The sequence below is a fragment of the Saccharopolyspora shandongensis genome (genome assembly GCF_900106995.1).
Classification (GTDB): Bacteria; Actinomycetota; Actinomycetes; order Mycobacteriales; family Pseudonocardiaceae; genus Saccharopolyspora; species Saccharopolyspora shandongensis.
Genome location: NZ_FNOK01000061.1, coordinates 42,855 through 57,611 on the forward strand (window position 1 = coordinate 42,855; position 14,757 = coordinate 57,611).

Sequence of the window (14,757 nt, forward strand, 5' to 3'; positions counted from 1 at the left end):
TAGGGGGGATCCCGTACGCCTGGAGTTGTGCTACTCCAGCCAGCCCGGGGTGATCAACGCGGATTCGTAGGCGACGACCACCAGCTGCGCCCGGTCGCGCGCGGCGAGCTTGCTCATGATCCGGCTCACGTGCGTCTTCGCCGTTGCCGGGCTGAGCACCAGGCGTTCGGCGATCTCGTCGTTGGACAGGCCGCGCGCCACCAGGGTCAGCACCTCGCGCTCCCGGTCGGTGAGCGAGTTCAGCCGGGGGTGCGGCGCCGGCCGGTCGGCCCGGTCGGCGAACTCCGCGATCAGCCGCCGGGTGATGCCCGGGGCGAGCAGCGCGTCGCCGCGGGCCACCACCCGCACCGCGTGGATCAGCTCGGTCGGCTCGGTGTCCTTGACCAGGAAACCGCTGGCCCCGGCGCGCAGCGCGGCGTAGACGTAGTCATCCAGGTCGAAGGTGGTCAGGATGATCACCTTCACCGCCGCCAGCTTCGGGTCGGCGGCGATCCGGCGGGTCGCCTCCAGCCCGTCCAGGTCCGGCATCCGGATGTCCATCAGCACCACGTCGGGCCGCAGCTCCGCGGCGCGGCGCACCGCCTCTGCGCCGTCGGGCGCCTCCGCCACGATCTCGATGTCGTCCTCGCTGCCCAGGATCGACCGGAAACCGGCGCGCACCAGCGTCTGGTCGTCGGCCAGCAGCACCCGAATCACGTGTCATTCCTCCAAGGCAGGCGAGCGTGCACCCGGAAACCGCCGGACGGGCGCTGCCCGGCCGAGAATTCCCCGCCGAGCGCCTGCGCGCGTTCTTCCATCCCCCGGATCCCGTTGCCCCGGTTGGTGTTCCGGCCCGCCGCGCCGACTCCGTCGTCGTCGATCTCCACCCGCACATCATGATCGGAATAGCGGATCGCCACGCAAGCCGTGCGCGCGTCGGCGTGTCGGGTCACGTTCGTCAGCGCCTCCTGCACGATCCGGTAGCCGGCGAGGTCGACCTCCGGCGGCAGCGGCCGGACCGGCCCGGCGAGTTCGGTGCGCACCGCCAGCCCGGCGCCCCCGGCCTGCTCGACCAGCGCGTCGATCCGGGCCAGGCTCGGGGCGGGCGTGGTCGGTGCCGCCTCGTCGACCTGGCGCAGCACGCCGAGCGTGGCCCGCAGGTCGCGCAGCGCGTCCTTGCTGGCCTGCTTGATGGACACCAGCGCCGGTTCCGCCTGGCCCGGATCGGCGTCCAGGCGGTGCAGCGCCGCCCCGGCCTGCACGTTGATCAGCGAGATGTGGTGGCCGAGCACGTCGTGCAGCTCCCGCGCGATCCGCAACCGCTCGTCACTGGCGCGCCGGCGCGCTTCCTCGTCCTTCTCCCGCTCCGCGGCCAGCATCCGCTGCTCGGCCTCGCGCAGGTAGGCGCGGCGGTTGCGGGCCAGGCCGCCGATCGCGACCGCCGCGACCAACCACCCGGCCAGCAGGTACGTCGAGGTGTTGTCGAGGTGCCGCTGGGCGCTGCCCATCTCGCCGTAGCCGACCAGGAGCATCGCCGCGACGGCGAGGACCGCCGCCACCGCGGTGTGCCCCTCGGCCGCCACCGTGAACAGCGCGACCGCGAACGCCAGCACCAGCGGCCCGTCAAAGGTGCTCAGCGGGTAGTAGAAGCCACACACCACCAGCGTGAACAGCGCGACCGGCACCGGGAACCGGCGGCGGAGGAGCAGGGCGGCGCAGGCGGCGGCGATCAGCAGCCCGTCCAGCAGGTGGAAGTCGGCGAACGTGGTGGGGAACCGCACCAGCCCGGATCCCACGACCATCGCCGCGACCGCCAGCGCGAGCGCCGCATCGGCGGCCCGGCCGCGCAGGGGCCATCGCCGGGAGTCCGTCATGCCCGGAAGGATAGGCGTGCTCCGGTTCGGGTCAGCAGGCCGCGCGCGATGATCTCCAGCACGATCAGGATCGCGACCGACTCCACCGCCAGCAGTGCCACCAGAACGTACAGCTGGACGATCCCGGCCTGGATCGGGCTCGCGCCGCCGAGCAGCATCCCGACGAACGCGCCCGGCATTGTTGATTTGGGAGATGGGTAAGGTCACTGGGCCACCCGCGGGCGCGTTTTCGCAGGCCAGGAGCTGATCAGTCGACGTGCCTTGGCAGACTCTCGTTGAAACTGAAGTAGGCAAGGCCGCCATAGCGGACGCAGGCTCGCGTACTCGCACCTGCCGATCATCGTCCGCGTGAAGTCCGCGCTCTTACTGCCGCACTCTCGAATCAGCTAGGTGCCGACGCCACCACCGCCAAGTTGCAGCTCGCACTGCGCCAGCCGTAGCTGCGTCAGCCCAGCTCGTCGAACAGGCCCTGGGCTGCTCGCGGTGAGCTAAGCCCTCGCCGCTCGAACCGCCACACCCCGAGCGGCGAGGGTTCAGCCGTCACGTATCGTGCTCCAGCGACTACGCAAGTCGATACATGAGCTGGGAGAGCCGCGCAAACAGGATCAACCGGGACCTGCCGGTGTACGTCTGGTCGCAGATCGCGGACGACCTCCGGGCCGACATCGAATCGGAGAGCCTTCCCCTGGCCAGCGCCTCCCGTCCGGCCCCGAGGTTGCCGCGATCTACGGCGTCACCAAGGTCACCGCGACCACGGCCATCCGCCATCTCCAAGAGGCCGGCCTACTCACCGTCGTCAACGGCATGGGCACCTACGTCACGACAGACTGACGCCAGCTTGGCGAATCGCTGATCACCCGGCCTCCCGCCAGCGTGAAACCGCGTCCTGCACCAGTGGAAGCGCTTTGCGGCGACCGAAATCGAACCACTCGTTGTGGGTCCGGTACTTCGCGAATCGCTGGTGAAGCCACTGCTCAAGTCGCTTACTCCCGTTGTCGTGAGTCCAGAGCACTTGGAGTTTCAGGGAGGAACCGATCTGAAGCTGATCTCTGCGTCGTTCCGGGTCAATCGAAACACCGATCTTTATGACACCCGAGTCCTGCTGACCGCCGATCACGTAAAGCTTGGACCTGGGAAGGTTGCGCATCCGCTCGCGCTCCTGCTCAGCGGATCGATCACGTCGCTGTTGCTCACGCTCTTCCTGCCGCGTGATCTCCTCGCTCAACCGCTCTGGGGTGACACAGGCGATGTACCCGGCATCCGCCAGCTCGCCGAGCGCCTCCAAGGTTGCCGACCGCGAGGTCGAGGTCATTGAAAGAAGATCGCTCACCGTGAGCGCGTCGGCAAGTGTCGAGGATTTATCCCAATGCCAGCTGATCAAGAGGTAGAGGCCGAGAGCGTTCAACGTAAGGCCCCGATCCGTGGCCAAACCGTAAGGAGCCTTGGCGACGGTTAGGCGGTCGCCCTTCGTAAACACCCGAAGGACTCTCAAGTCGTCATTTGCCATGCCCTGATCATGCCGGTTGGACGCCACGGCGCGACGTGCTGAGCCCTCCTACGTGCAATGAGCGTGCAAGGCGCTCGCAGATAAGCAACCTCTACCTACTTGATCAGGCAAAACGGCTGAACAGGACGCTGTCCTCCGGAGGCAGGGGTCGCAGGTTCGGGTCCTACCGAGGGCGCACAGCGAGACCGGTCACGGAAGGCTGGTTACATTGCCACCAGGAAGTGCAATCCCGTGAAAGCGTTAACAGCCAAGCAAGCCCTCGAACTGGTCCTCTGCTGACCCGCCCAAACGAAAATCGCGCTCCCAGCGACTAAGACCACTGATCATTCGGGCCGGGGGCGTCGACGGCGAGAGTGCGTGTATCGGATGATCTGTGAAGCAGATGCTGGCGAGGATCAACCACTCTGCCGCTCTCCGAGCAGAGGACTACGCACGCGAGCTCTCGCGACAAGCCCCGGCCCTCAGCGCAGCCGCGTCGGGTCCGCTGACGGGTCCAGCAGCGTCAGAGCAACCACGCCCAGCTGGTCGGCCAGCGCATCAACGGAGTCCAGCGTGAGGTTCCGCTCGCCGCGCTCGATCCCAGCCAGGTAGCGCGGAGTGACCGCCAACTGCTCGGCGGGCCCCTCCTGTGTCAGCCCCCGGGAACGGCGAAGGTCGCGCACCCGCGCGCCCAGGACCGCCTTGAGGGGTTTCGCCACACATCAAGCGTCTTGCCAGGTACCCATCACTTCCTGGTAGTCATGACTTCCAGGAAGCGATCACTTCCAGTTACGATCGACCTCGGATCGGCTCAGAGACGAGGCGAACACGATGGGCGAGGGGACCTGGGATTCGCAGGCTGGATCGCCATCTGCCGCATCCGCGCCCGAGATCATCCCGGTTCACCTGGATCTGCCGACCCGGTTCGCGCTCGCGGCGCTCACCTCCGATGGGACGACGGTCTCCGACGCCGTGCGTGCGGCGATCATCGAGGCCGGCGCGCGTCGCGCCGAGCAGCGTCTCAGTGACAAGGCCAGGGCCTCTACCTCAGAAACGCTCGAAGAATGGGCCCGCCGACAAGCGGCCGTCGCTCCCCCACTGTCCGAGTGCCAGGTCTACGTCCTCAGAGCAGCGTTCCATGAGAACCGCCTGGTAGGCACGTGCCCAGTACGGCATCGACGAGCCGAAACGATGAGCCGCTTTGAGCAGCGGATGGCTCCGTGCCACGCGCCGTCGTGCTTCGCTGAGCCGCTCGAACCGTCCGACATTCCACCGCCTGCCTAGAGGCGACGCACGGCCTACGACCGCGCGCAAGGGGCCTGACGGCTTCGCTAGCGGCGAGGGCTACAGGACGTGCCCTGCGTACGCAGGCGACTGCAACGCGCACCCAACCGAGGCCGACGGGCTGGGCCTGCACATCGCGACCTTGACCAGGATGGCCGAGGAAACGTGACGAGCTGATTGGCCGAGAAGCAGTTTTGGATATCAGAATCCATAATGTTGGCGCGGGGCCGACGCATGAGCCGCGCCTCATCTCGGGAACCATCCCCGCGGGCGCGGGGTCAACTTTGGCGGTGCCGGCCATTCACTGATGTAGAAGGAAGCATCCCCGCATGCGCGGGGCCGACTTGCCACGCACGGCATGCCAGTCGTGCACGACAGAACCATCCCGGCGTGCTCGGGGCCGACAAAGACCACCGCGGCCTGCACCCCATGCCCGTGGAACCATCCCCGCAGGCACGGGGCCGACTCGCCCAAGATCGGGGCCTGCAGCGTCGTCCAGGAGCTATCCCCGCATGCGCGGGGCCGACGCCATCGACGTAGCCAAGATGTACCAGCTGCTCGAAGCATCCCCGAAGGCACGGGGCCGACCAGTCGAACGAGGTAGACGACCGGCTGGCCGCGGAAGCATCCCCGCGTGCGCGGGGCCAACTACCGTAACGCCAACAGGAACCTGCTCGCACAAGAAGCATCCCCGCATCGCAGGGCCGACGGTTGATCCACGCTGGCCACGGTTCGCCGCCCGGAAACGTCCCCGCATGCGCGGGGCCGACTCCTTGCGGAGCTGTACCAGAATCGGCGTGAGCGAAACATCCCGCATGCGCGGAGTGTCGACGTGGGGCTTCATTGGTGCACGGTCAGAACAGGGAAACATCCCCGTATGTGCGGGGCCGACTGCCTCGGCTTCTTCGATTTCGAGTTGTGGGTGCTGGCCTTCGCCTATGACGGCAGCAGGCGGGTCGACTACGTCACCACAGTCGAGAACGTGCACCAGAGCACGACATTGCGTGACGAACTCACCTTCCTCACCATCCGGTTCGACTGCCGCGGCACCGAGGTCACCTGCACCGGGCCGCTCGAACGCGCCGACACCATCAAGGGCTGGTAATCCCGGCCGGCGATGGAGGTCATCACCGTGACCTCACCCAACGAGGTCGGCGTCGGCCCGTTCAAGACCGTGGACTTCCTTGAGACCATCGGGTTCACCGGCGAGTACCGGGACTGCAACACCCTGCCCTTCTACAAGGACATCGAGGCGACCAACCGCGTCCGCTTCGACAGCGCCGATGCCGCCCTGGGCAACGGGAAGTTCAAAGGCACGGTCCTCACCGACCACGTCCCGGAATTCACCCTGCGCCTGACCGGGGAAGGCAACGATCAGGAAAACAGACACGTCGACGACACCCTCAACCACCCCGAACGCACCTTCCCGTCCCTGCTGGGCAAAAACGCGCCCGGCCGCAGCGTGGACGATCCGCTCGAACGGCTCATGGACCCGGAACGGCGCCGGAAAAACCACGACGCCGCGGTCAAAATCTGCGTCGACGTGTGGGGCAAGGACTACGCCCAAGGCGACATGGAATGCGACGAGTACCCGTTCCAGTCCACCTACCAGGGAGCAGCCGAATCCACCGGTGACCAGCCCTTCAGCTGGCACGGATCGGCCCGTCCCATCCCGCGAGCCGACAACGGGACAGGCGGTACGCTGCTGGCCAACTTCTACGGCCGTAACCGCGTCCTGGACAAGGACCGCTTCTACGTCACCGTAGTGCCCTGACCTGCCACCAAAGGGTGGAGTGCGCCGCCACGACGGCGCACTCCACTCCCACACACCACATCGCCCTGGGACCCGCTCATGCCCCACCTGCTCGCCGAAACCCAGCTCACCACCGTGCCGGCATACCGCCTGATCACGCTGCGGGACCAGGACACCGAACCCGCCGCCAACACTCGCGGGATCATCGAGCAAGCCCAGCAGACCATCGCCGCCAGCACCGACGACGAGCTCTACATCAGCTGCGCCCAGGACCTCAGCCCCGTCACGGTCACCGTGCACGTCTGGGACAGCCAGCCCGACACCAGCCAGAGCCTCAGCTCACGACTGTCCCTGCACTGCCCCAGCGGGCAACTCGTTCTGGGCTCGCCCACCGGCGACGCCATCGGCATCGAACTCCCCCACGGGCCCGGAACCTACAGCGCCGTCGAGTACCACCGACAGCTCCTGGCCCAGCTCGAGGCAACTCCCAGCGAGCCACTCCCCGCACCAGCCGACCGCCGTCCAGACACCGAGCACTACCTCATCCACCTATGGCTCGACACACCACTGCCGAGCTGAACCGGCGCCGACACCACAGCATCCCTCGATGCCGCACGTACCACGACGCAGCGCGCTCGAAATCCGTTACGCGGCCTGGTCATCGATGACATGCCGACTCGCAGGCATACCGAGGCCGCTGAGCTCGCCCAGCACGGGTCCCCCTGTCACGACAGCGTCCGGCATCCACAACCCCATGCCCCGCTCGATCCCCCTGGCCCGACCTCATCGCCGAAACACGCCAGCCCCGAGAACACGTCGCCGTAGTGAACCTCGATCAGTCAGCGAGCGCTTCCCGCACCGAGGAGATCCCGTCAGGGTCGACGACTACCAGGATCCGGGAGTACACGGCGACCGTCACCCGCATCTCGTCCCACACATTCTTGTCATGCATGTCCACTCGCCTACTCCAGCCCACCGCCTCCGCTGTCACCGCCGCCAGCCGTGCCCGCAACCGTGACGCGACTTCGACCGCCTCGTCCACAGTTATGGCTTCGTCCAACACACCGAAAAACAACTGTCCCGCACCTTCGGCGAACAGGTCGGTGCGTACCCACTGTCCTTGGCACCTGCGACCCGCTACCCGGATCGATAACTTCGGTGCGGAACGCCAGAGCTCGCGCTCAAGCTGTTCAAGGTGGCGACGACCGGTCTCACGGATTCCCGACGGTGGAGTCGGATCCGGCCTCGACGGCGGTGTCACTGCCGCTTCCGACGATGGGAGGTCGTTGGCCTCAGGCAGTACATTCTCCAGCACACGATCCGACAGCGACCGAACCCGAAACTCCCTGATCCGAGGACTCTCGGATTCATCCTCGAACAGGAAGGGCTCGGCAGGTGTTCCGAACGGGCCATCCATCCCATGGTCGCCGTCGACCGGCCGGAACAGGTCGACCGTCGTTCCCGCCGCGGTGAACGACGCCCAGGTCATCACGACAGGGCAATGCCGCCGTGCCCACGGCAGCAGGCTGCTGATCCGTCGCTCTTGGTCCTTGCGCACTGACCTCGGCGGGGGCCCGGAGCGGCCTCGGGCTTCCCCGGCCAGGAAGGTTCCTGGGGTGATCTCGAACAACAGGTCCGGTCTGACACGGGTACCGGAAAACTTCGCCAGTGCAGTCGGCAACGCATCGACGTGATGCACCTGGCTACCGCCTGCAGCCCATCGTCGGCAGCTCGTGACGACCGCAGTCAGCATCCCCATCCCCGCCGACTCGCTGACGAACCGCCGGATGTGCAGTGCGCTCGACCTGAACTCGGCTTCCCGTAACAGGATTTCGTCGCCGGTGTCATGCAGATACGAAGCCAGCAACCGCAACTCGTGCAACCGGGTGGAGAACTTCACAGCATGATCGGCAACCGGCACCGCCAACGCGTTGATCCCTACCACCTCTGCCAGCGCCACCGGCAGGCGCCGCAGCCCGTACTGCGGTTCGACATCGATCAGCTCAGGTTGATCGCCCACGATTTTCGAGGTCCACGCGAAATGCCGCAGCGTCACCATCCCCACGACGCCACCCTAACGGCTCAGGCGTGCGGGCAAGGAGAAGATCAATGAGCCTGCGCGGAAGGTTCTGCAGCTCGACTCCTTCACGCGGTGGCACGTCTCGTCAGTCTGTGTCCGCGTCGGCGCCTTCAGCCGGCGGTGGCACGTGATCCTGGTTCGGTGGGTGAGGATGTCCTGCCGTGTGGAAGTTGTTGACGTTGGCCGATCGTGAGGAGATCTCCCGAGGGTTGGCGAAGTCGTTGTTGTACAAGGAGATCGTGATCCTCATCGGCCGGTCGGCGTCGGTGGTCTCCTGCGAAGTGGCCCGCCACGGCGGCCGGGTGGGCTACCGGGCCACGGTCGCCGGCCAAGCGGCGTGGGCCTTGCGGACGCGGCCGAAAGCGTTCGCGGTGGAGCGCGATGCGGGGCTGCGGGCCGAGGTCGTGCGGCTGCTGAAACGGGGCTGGTCACCCGGGGCGGTCGCGGGCCGGTTGCGCCGTGATCACCCGGGCGGACAGGGTTGGTGGGTGTCTCATGAGGCGATCTACCCGTGGGTCTACGCCCAGCCGGTCTCGACGCTGCAGCGTGAGTTGATCGCGCTGCGCACCGGCCGCACCCGGCGGCGCGGTGGTGCGAAACCCGACCCTGCACCGAGGATCCGCGAGCCTACCCACCTCGACGAACGCCGCGACGAAGTCGAAGGCCGTGCGGTGCCTGGTCACTGGGAAGGGGATCTGGTGATCGGTAAGAACGGCAGGACCGCCGTGGCGTCAGCCTTGGCTGGCGCCACCACCTGAACTTACGTAGCGGGCGGTGGAGCTCGCGATCTTGGTGGAACGAACCTGAAATCACTCTGCCGTGTGAAGTTTGGCGCGGGCATTGAGGCTGGCGGGAGCCAAGAGCCACGGCGGGTGAGACGTCAGGCGAGTAATTGGCACGTCTGGTCGCGCAGAGAGAGCAGCGCGGGACACAGTGCGTGATTCACACGCTAGTTCGGTCGTATTCGATGTCGGTCTCCGCTGGTACCTCTCGGTTCTGCGTGATCGCCAATCTCACTCGTCGGCCCCTTTGGAGAAACGAACGCATGTCGATGAAGTTGTTACACGCCGCTGACCTTCACTTGGACAGCCCGTTGTTGCGGTTGTCACAGCTCGAAGGGGCGCAGGATGCCGAGATCGCACTGGCAACCAGGCACGCCCTGGACGGCTTGGTCGACCTCGCCCTGCGGGAAGAAGTGTCGGCGGTCCTGCTGGCAGGGGACATCTACGACGGCGACTGGCGGGATCACCAAACCGGGATGTTCTTCGTCCAACGCATGCAGCGGCTGCGTGAGGCCAATATCGAGGTCTTTGTCGTGCACGGTAACCACGATGTGGCAAGCCAGATCACGCGCAGCCTCGCTCTTCCTGACAACGTCCACACTCGTCCGACGGACGCGCCCGCGACGAAGCGTCGTGAAGATCTGGGGCTGTCCGTGCATGGACAAGGTTTTGCCGAGCGCAAGGTCGTCGACAACCTGGCAGCGGCGTACCCGAAGGCCGATAGCGGAATGCTCAACGTCGGGCTCCTGCACACCGCGCTCGAAGGAGGACGGGAACCCCACGGTCGGTATGCACCGTGCACGGTGGACGACCTCATCGACAAGGGCTACCAGTACTGGGCACTGGGGCATGTCCACAACTACGAAGCCGTGTCGCGTGATCCGTGGGTGGTGTTCCCGGGCAATCTCCAAGGCCGGAACCCGCGTGAGATCGGCCCCAAGGGCTGCGTTGTGGTCGACACCGATGACGGCGTGATCACCTCGGTGCGCCGCCACCATCTCGATGTCGTGCGATGGGAGCACGTTCGACCGGACGTCTCCGGTTGCCGCGATGTCTCCGAGATCCGCGATCGCGTCAACGATGCCCTGCGCGAGCAACTTCAAGCAGCGGACGGACGACCGCTTGCGGTGCGGGTCGAATTGGCCGCCGATACCGCGACCCAGCCTCTTCTGTGGCGCGATCCCGCCCGGTTGGAAGCCGAGGTTCGGCTCGTGGCCTTCGAACTCGGACACATCTGGGTAGAGAAGGTACGAGCGGCACCCGCCGTCGAGGAGACCATCCGGGCGACCTTGGACACCGCCACCGTGTCCAACTTACGGGCTGCTGCCGAGGAGTTGGTCTCTGACCCAGTTCGGCTCCGCGATGTTCTCGCAGACTCGGGCCTGACGGGGCCGGTGTGGAATGCCTGCAAGGACGGTGGCCTTGAAGTCGATGATCACTCGATCGCGCAAGCGATCGTGCGGGACGCGGTCAGCCACCTGGCCGCGCACCTGCCCGCAGGCGCGGGAGAGGTGCAGCGATGAGGCTGGAGAGCTTCGGGGTGACCGGTTACGGAATCTTCGGTGACCTCGACCTGGACCTGTCCGCGCCCGGCTTGCACGTTCTCCTCGGCCCCAACGGCGTCGGCAAGAGCACCTTGGCGCAAGCGATGGCCGATCTCCTCTACGGCGTACCGGAGCGCACGCCATACGCTTTCAGAACGGCGCCGAGCAAGTTGCGCCTGCGCGCCACCGTGACCGACGCCGACGGCAAACGCACGGATATTGTCCGCCGCAAGGGGCGCAAGAAGACCCTTCTGCGCCCTGACGGGACACCGATCGCGGATGACGAGTTCCTGCCTTTCCTCGCCGGCGTGTCACGAGAGAACTATGAGAGTTCGTTCGTACTCACTCAGCACCAGCTGCGCGAGGCTGGCCATGCCCTTGCACGGGGTGAGGGACGTCTCGGCGAGTTGTTGTTCCATGCCCAGGGCGTGCAGGCACCGGTGACCGTGCTGCAGGAGATCGAGGAGCGTAAAGACGCTATCTTCCGGCCCCGTGGCCAAGTTCTTGATCTGAATAAGGCGATCCGTGACTACCGCGACTGCCGCACGAAGGTCCATGAGTTCACGACTCCGCCACGTGTCTACACGGAGTTGACCAACGACTTCGCGAGGACCTCTGCCGAGGTCGACGCTCTCTCCCAACAGCTTGATGATGCGACCGAGCAGCAGCGCCGCTGGGAGACGGTTCAATCCAGGCGATCCGACGTTCAGCGTCGCCGTACGGTGCTACGCCAATTGGAGATTCTTTCTCGTCAAGGGGTCTTCGTACCCCTCGGCGCAGCGGCTGAACTCGACAAGATCCGGGTCCAGCGAGCGAACGCTCGAAACGAGGTGGACCGGATCAACACCGAGCTCTCACAGTTGAACGGCCGGCTTGACGAACTGGTCATCGACCACACGATGTTGAACCATGCCGCAGAGATCACAGCACTGAGTGCCGACCGAACTAGCCAGAGTGAGAAGCGCCAACGCCTGGATGAGCTGGTTGAGCCCGTGGCTGAGGCACAACGGCTGGCGGACACAACGCGGTCCGCGGTCAGTTCGGCCTGGTCACACGATGACGCCCTCGCAGACGTGATCCCGGCCGGTGCCAGCGAGACCATCGCCGCTCTATGCAAGCAATACGTCGAGCACACAACCGAGCAAGCCGAGGTCACCCAGCAGATACAGCGCTATCAGAACGAACTCACCCACGCCACCGAGAAGCTCCACGCCCTCCCGGACGTCCTCGACCCGATGGATCTTGAAGTCGCGATCGAACGCGTCCGAGAAGCCGACGCCCCTGAACGGCGACTCTCCGACGCCCGCCGGGCCGCGTCCCGCGCCGAAAACAAGGCGAGACAGGAGCTGCAGGACCTCGGAATCAACGAGCGGGAACTGGAACATCTCGGCACAGTAGTGCTGCCTACACGCGCCCGGATCAACACACTGTGCCGCCAGGCCGACGAACTCGACGACCGTGACCGCGACCTTCACAAGGACATCATGCAAAGCCACGCGCGCCGCCGCAAAGCTCAACGCGACCTTGACGGGCTCTTGCTAGGTGACCCACCACCCACAGAGGAAGAGCTCGACGCGGCACGCACCCGCCGCGATAACGACCTGGAACAACTGCGGTCCGATTGCGCAGTCTCTCCTCCACACGACGCGAAGCGGCTCACCGAGCGCCTGGCCGGAATACACGAAGCGGTCACGGTCACCGACGGTATGGCGGACCGCATGCGTCGCGAAGCCAGCGCACTGGCCCGCCGCCACCAGCTCGTTGCCACCATCGAGACGGAAAACGCGGACATCGACGAGCTGGCGAGCGACGCCAACACACATGCTGCTGACCGTACAGAGTGGGAGAAGTCCTGGCGCACGCTCTGGGCTGCAACCGGTACATCCCCCACGCCTGCAGAGGCAATTGACGTCCACTCCCGTCTGACGAAAGCCCGTGATCACGCTCGATCAGCCGAAGAACACAACCAACGCGTTGATCAGCTCACCGATGAGATCGACAGCTTGACCACGGTGCAGCGTCGCGAACTCGATGCCATTGAGCAGCCTGCACCCCAACAACAAACTCTGAACGAGCTTCTCCACCGCGCTGAACGACACCTCAAGAGCATCAGAAACCATGCTCACGAGAGGGATTCCGCGCTCGCCGAGGTCAACCGTGCCAGCGATGAGCTGACGTCGCTGGAGCAACGGGAAAGAACCTGCACCGACAGAATCCAGGCCTGGCAGCACCGGTGGGACCAGGCGGTCGACGAAGCTCGACCGACCGCACCGGGACGCATCCGGACAACGCCGAGGCCCTGCTGACCGCGCGGATCGACGCTCACCGGGCCGCAGTGGCGTTCTCCGAGCTTGACGCGGAGTACAAGCGGCTGACGCGAGCGGTCGACGACTACCAGGAGCACGCCCGTCAGCTCGCGTCCACCGTGGCGCCCGAGTTGGCGCCCTCGGCTCCCTCCGTCATTATCGATCAGCTCGATCGGCGGCTTGCTACGGCGCGAGAAAATCAGCAGACGGCCAGACTGCTACACCAGCAACGCGATGATGTGATGCAGCAGCGTGGTCTCGCCGACGCAGCCAGCCACACCGCCAGCGAACAGCTCGCAGAGTTGCTCCAACGCCACGCCATGGCCGACGAGGCGTCCCTGGATGCCTCGATCGACCGCTCTCGCCGGCGCGACGAGTTGCAACAACAGCGGAGTGACCTCGAAGACACGCTCGCCGACAGTGGAATTGAGTTGACCACCCTCGAACAGCTCGCCGACGAGCACGACGCCGCGACCTTGACGACGCTGCTAGTGCAGCTGGAGGACAAGGTCGACGCCCTGCGGCGCGACAAAGACACCGCTCTCGAGAGGCTCGGTGAGATTCGGGCCGGACTTCAGCGCCACAACGGGTCGGCCGCGGCAGCACATGCGCAGCAAGCCGCGCAACAACAGCTAGCCACGATTGGTGATCTCACGGAGGAATACCTCCGGCTCCACATCGCGGAATACCTCCTGCGCAACGAGATTGAAAACTATCGAGCACGGCGGCAAGATTCAGTACTGGCTCACGCGGAGACCCTCTTTTCTCGGTTGACTAACGGCGAGTACCCGCAACTGGAGGCCGCGCTCGACGACACTGACACACCGATCCTGCTCGCCCACTCAACTGAAGATCAGACTCGCCGCGTCGACCAGCTCAACGAGGGTGCACGCGACCAGCTCTATCTGGCACTTCGGCTGGCGACCTTGCAGGAGAACTCCCGGGCCGGGCAAGCTCTTCCGCTCATCCTCGACGACATCTTCACCAGCTTTGACGATCAGCGCACGCCGGTTGGACTGGCAACGCTGGCCGAACTTGCAGAGCCGATTCAAATCATCGTCTTGACTCACCATGCCGCAGTTGCCAACGCAGCTCGGGAGTTGCCTGGCGCCACGGTCTCCGTCCACAACCTTGCCCGAGCCGTTTGAATCGCAGAAGTCCTGCAAGGCCAACGGCCTTTGTCAAGTCACGTCAGCACGCCCGGTTTGGTGTGAGGTTCCCCCGAGAACTCGGAGGGTTGGTTAGCTGACTCCGGTTGGGGACGTTGGGATCGTAGCTGCCGCTGGCTCGGCTTCCTGGCTGGCGTGCCAGGCGGTCTCGTACTCGTCCGGGGAGAGCCAGCCCAGGTCTTTCTGGATGCGCTGGGTGTTGTACCAGCCGTCGATGTAGTTGAAGATCGCGTTCTCCGCTTCGTCACGGGTTCGCCACGAGTTCCGATACACCAGTTCGATCTTCAGCGTGGAGAAGAAATTCTCCATCAGGGCGTTGTCGTAGGAGTCGCCGACGGAGCCCATCGAGGGAAGAATCCCGTTGTCCGCCAACCGATTGGTGAAGCGGATAGCGGTGTAGGTCGAGCCGCGGTCGCTGTGGTGGATCAGCTGGCCGTCACGAACATCGCGGGAGAAGATGGCGTATTCCAGCGCGCCGAGGACCAGGTCGGTGTCACACC

At 65.6% G+C, this 14,757-nt stretch carries 15 protein-coding genes and 1 pseudogene; 9 read left to right on the forward strand and 7 right to left on the reverse strand.

The window, feature by feature from the left end; translation table 11 throughout:
* Window positions 1-30 precede the first annotated feature (30 nt).
* From BLW84_RS38795 to BLW84_RS38805, 3 genes are read right to left on the reverse strand one after another with little or no spacing between them, the layout of a single operon-like run.
* Window positions 31-696: a response regulator gene (locus BLW84_RS38795; protein ID WP_093276292.1), complete on the reverse strand. Its 666-nt coding sequence runs from the start codon at window positions 694-696 to the stop codon at window positions 31-33.
* Window positions 693-1,853 (reverse strand): sensor histidine kinase, encoded by a 1,161-nt coding sequence (locus BLW84_RS38800; RefSeq protein ID WP_093276296.1) that lies wholly within the window; start codon window positions 1,851-1,853, stop codon window positions 693-695. Before BLW84_RS38800 ends, BLW84_RS38795 begins: the two co-directional genes overlap by 4 nt.
* Window positions 1,850-2,032: an ABC transporter permease gene (locus BLW84_RS38805; protein ID WP_245761685.1), complete on the reverse strand. Its 183-nt coding sequence runs from the start codon at window positions 2,030-2,032 to the stop codon at window positions 1,850-1,852. The genes BLW84_RS38800 and BLW84_RS38805 overlap by 4 nt, the downstream gene beginning before the upstream one ends.
* Window positions 2,033-2,402: 370 nt before the next feature.
* On the opposite strand from BLW84_RS38805, the gene BLW84_RS50535 reads away from it, so the two are divergent.
* Window positions 2,403-2,684: a GntR family transcriptional regulator gene (locus BLW84_RS50535; RefSeq protein ID WP_177226933.1), complete on the forward strand. Its 282-nt coding sequence runs from the start codon at window positions 2,403-2,405 to the stop codon at window positions 2,682-2,684.
* 22 nt (window positions 2,685-2,706) lie between these two features.
* Here BLW84_RS50535 and BLW84_RS38815 read toward each other — a convergent pair whose 3' ends face one another.
* On the reverse strand, window positions 2,707-3,360 hold the full coding sequence (locus tag BLW84_RS38815; RefSeq protein ID WP_093276299.1) for a GIY-YIG nuclease family protein: 654 nt from the start codon (window positions 3,358-3,360) through the stop codon (window positions 2,707-2,709).
* A gap of 461 nt (window positions 3,361-3,821) precedes the next feature.
* A complete protein-coding gene (locus tag BLW84_RS38820; RefSeq protein ID WP_093276301.1) occupies window positions 3,822-4,058 on the reverse strand; it encodes a helix-turn-helix domain-containing protein in 237 nt (78 codons plus the stop codon).
* 112 nt (window positions 4,059-4,170) lie between these two features.
* Between BLW84_RS38820 and BLW84_RS46800 the strand changes: the two genes are divergently transcribed.
* The 4 genes from BLW84_RS46800 to BLW84_RS38830 all read left to right on the forward strand — a co-directional run bounded on the left by BLW84_RS46800 (window position 4,171) and on the right by BLW84_RS38830 (window position 6,955).
* On the forward strand, window positions 4,171-4,623 hold the full coding sequence (locus BLW84_RS46800; protein ID WP_143061259.1) for a hypothetical protein: 453 nt from the start codon (window positions 4,171-4,173) through the stop codon (window positions 4,621-4,623).
* 877 nt (window positions 4,624-5,500) lie between these two features.
* Window positions 5,501-5,728 (forward strand): hypothetical protein, encoded by a 228-nt coding sequence (locus BLW84_RS49570; RefSeq protein ID WP_245761686.1) that lies wholly within the window; start codon window positions 5,501-5,503, stop codon window positions 5,726-5,728.
* 27 nt (window positions 5,729-5,755) lie between these two features.
* A complete protein-coding gene (locus tag BLW84_RS38825) occupies window positions 5,756-6,397 on the forward strand; it encodes a NucA/NucB deoxyribonuclease domain-containing protein (RefSeq protein WP_245761687.1) in 642 nt (213 codons plus the stop codon).
* Window positions 6,398-6,475: 78 nt separating this feature from the next.
* Window positions 6,476-6,955, forward strand: a complete 480-nt coding sequence (locus tag BLW84_RS38830) for a hypothetical protein (protein ID WP_093276303.1) — start codon at window positions 6,476-6,478, stop codon at window positions 6,953-6,955.
* 256 nt (window positions 6,956-7,211) lie between these two features.
* On the opposite strand, the gene BLW84_RS38835 is transcribed toward BLW84_RS38830, so the two are convergent.
* The gene (locus BLW84_RS38835) at window positions 7,212-8,441 is read right to left on the reverse strand and encodes a hypothetical protein (protein ID WP_093276304.1); all 1,230 of its coding nucleotides are present in this window, start codon (window positions 8,439-8,441) and stop codon (window positions 7,212-7,214) included.
* Window positions 8,442-8,626: 185 nt separating this feature from the next.
* Here BLW84_RS38835 and BLW84_RS38840 point away from each other — a divergent pair.
* From BLW84_RS38840 to BLW84_RS38855, 4 genes and pseudogenes are all read left to right on the forward strand, one after another.
* Window positions 8,627-9,190, forward strand: a pseudogene (locus tag BLW84_RS38840) (IS30 family transposase); the annotation flags it as partial.
* Between the two features lie 311 nt (window positions 9,191-9,501).
* Window positions 9,502-10,761 carry a metallophosphoesterase family protein gene (locus BLW84_RS38845; protein ID WP_218157640.1) on the forward strand — a complete coding sequence of 420 codons (1,260 nt, stop codon included), beginning with the start codon at window positions 9,502-9,504 and terminating at the stop codon, window positions 10,759-10,761.
* Window positions 10,758-13,088: an AAA family ATPase gene (locus tag BLW84_RS38850; RefSeq protein ID WP_093276308.1), complete on the forward strand. Its 2,331-nt coding sequence runs from the start codon at window positions 10,758-10,760 to the stop codon at window positions 13,086-13,088. Before BLW84_RS38845 ends, BLW84_RS38850 begins: the two co-directional genes overlap by 4 nt.
* 29 nt (window positions 13,089-13,117) lie before the next feature.
* A complete protein-coding gene (locus BLW84_RS38855; RefSeq protein WP_093276309.1) occupies window positions 13,118-14,236 on the forward strand; it encodes an ATP-binding protein in 1,119 nt (372 codons plus the stop codon).
* 93 nt (window positions 14,237-14,329) lie between these two features.
* Here the strand turns inward: BLW84_RS38855 and BLW84_RS38860 are convergent.
* A partial coding sequence (locus BLW84_RS38860) for an IS3 family transposase (protein WP_143061260.1) occupies window positions 14,330-14,757 on the reverse strand: 428 nt, incomplete at its 5' end.

What these genes read in the sequence shown, in the direction of transcription:
- BLW84_RS38800 (WP_093276296.1), bottom strand. Translation starts at nt 1,853, where the DNA reads ATGACGGACTCCCGGCGATGGCCCCTGCGCGGCCGGGCCGCCGATGCG.
- BLW84_RS38805 (WP_245761685.1), bottom strand. Translation starts at nt 2,032, where the DNA reads ATGCCGGGCGCGTTCGTCGGGATGCTGCTCGGCGGCGCGAGCCCGATC.
- BLW84_RS38815 (WP_093276299.1), bottom strand. Translation starts at nt 3,360, where the DNA reads ATGGCAAATGACGACTTGAGAGTCCTTCGGGTGTTTACGAAGGGCGAC.
- BLW84_RS46800 (WP_143061259.1), top strand. Translation starts at nt 4,171, where the DNA reads ATGGGCGAGGGGACCTGGGATTCGCAGGCTGGATCGCCATCTGCCGCA.
- BLW84_RS49570 (WP_245761686.1), top strand. Translation starts at nt 5,501, where the DNA reads ATGTGCGGGGCCGACTGCCTCGGCTTCTTCGATTTCGAGTTGTGGGTG.
- BLW84_RS38830 (WP_093276303.1), top strand. Translation starts at nt 6,476, where the DNA reads ATGCCCCACCTGCTCGCCGAAACCCAGCTCACCACCGTGCCGGCATAC.
- BLW84_RS38845 (WP_218157640.1), top strand. Translation starts at nt 9,502, where the DNA reads ATGTCGATGAAGTTGTTACACGCCGCTGACCTTCACTTGGACAGCCCG.
- BLW84_RS38850 (WP_093276308.1), top strand. Translation starts at nt 10,758, where the DNA reads ATGAGGCTGGAGAGCTTCGGGGTGACCGGTTACGGAATCTTCGGTGAC.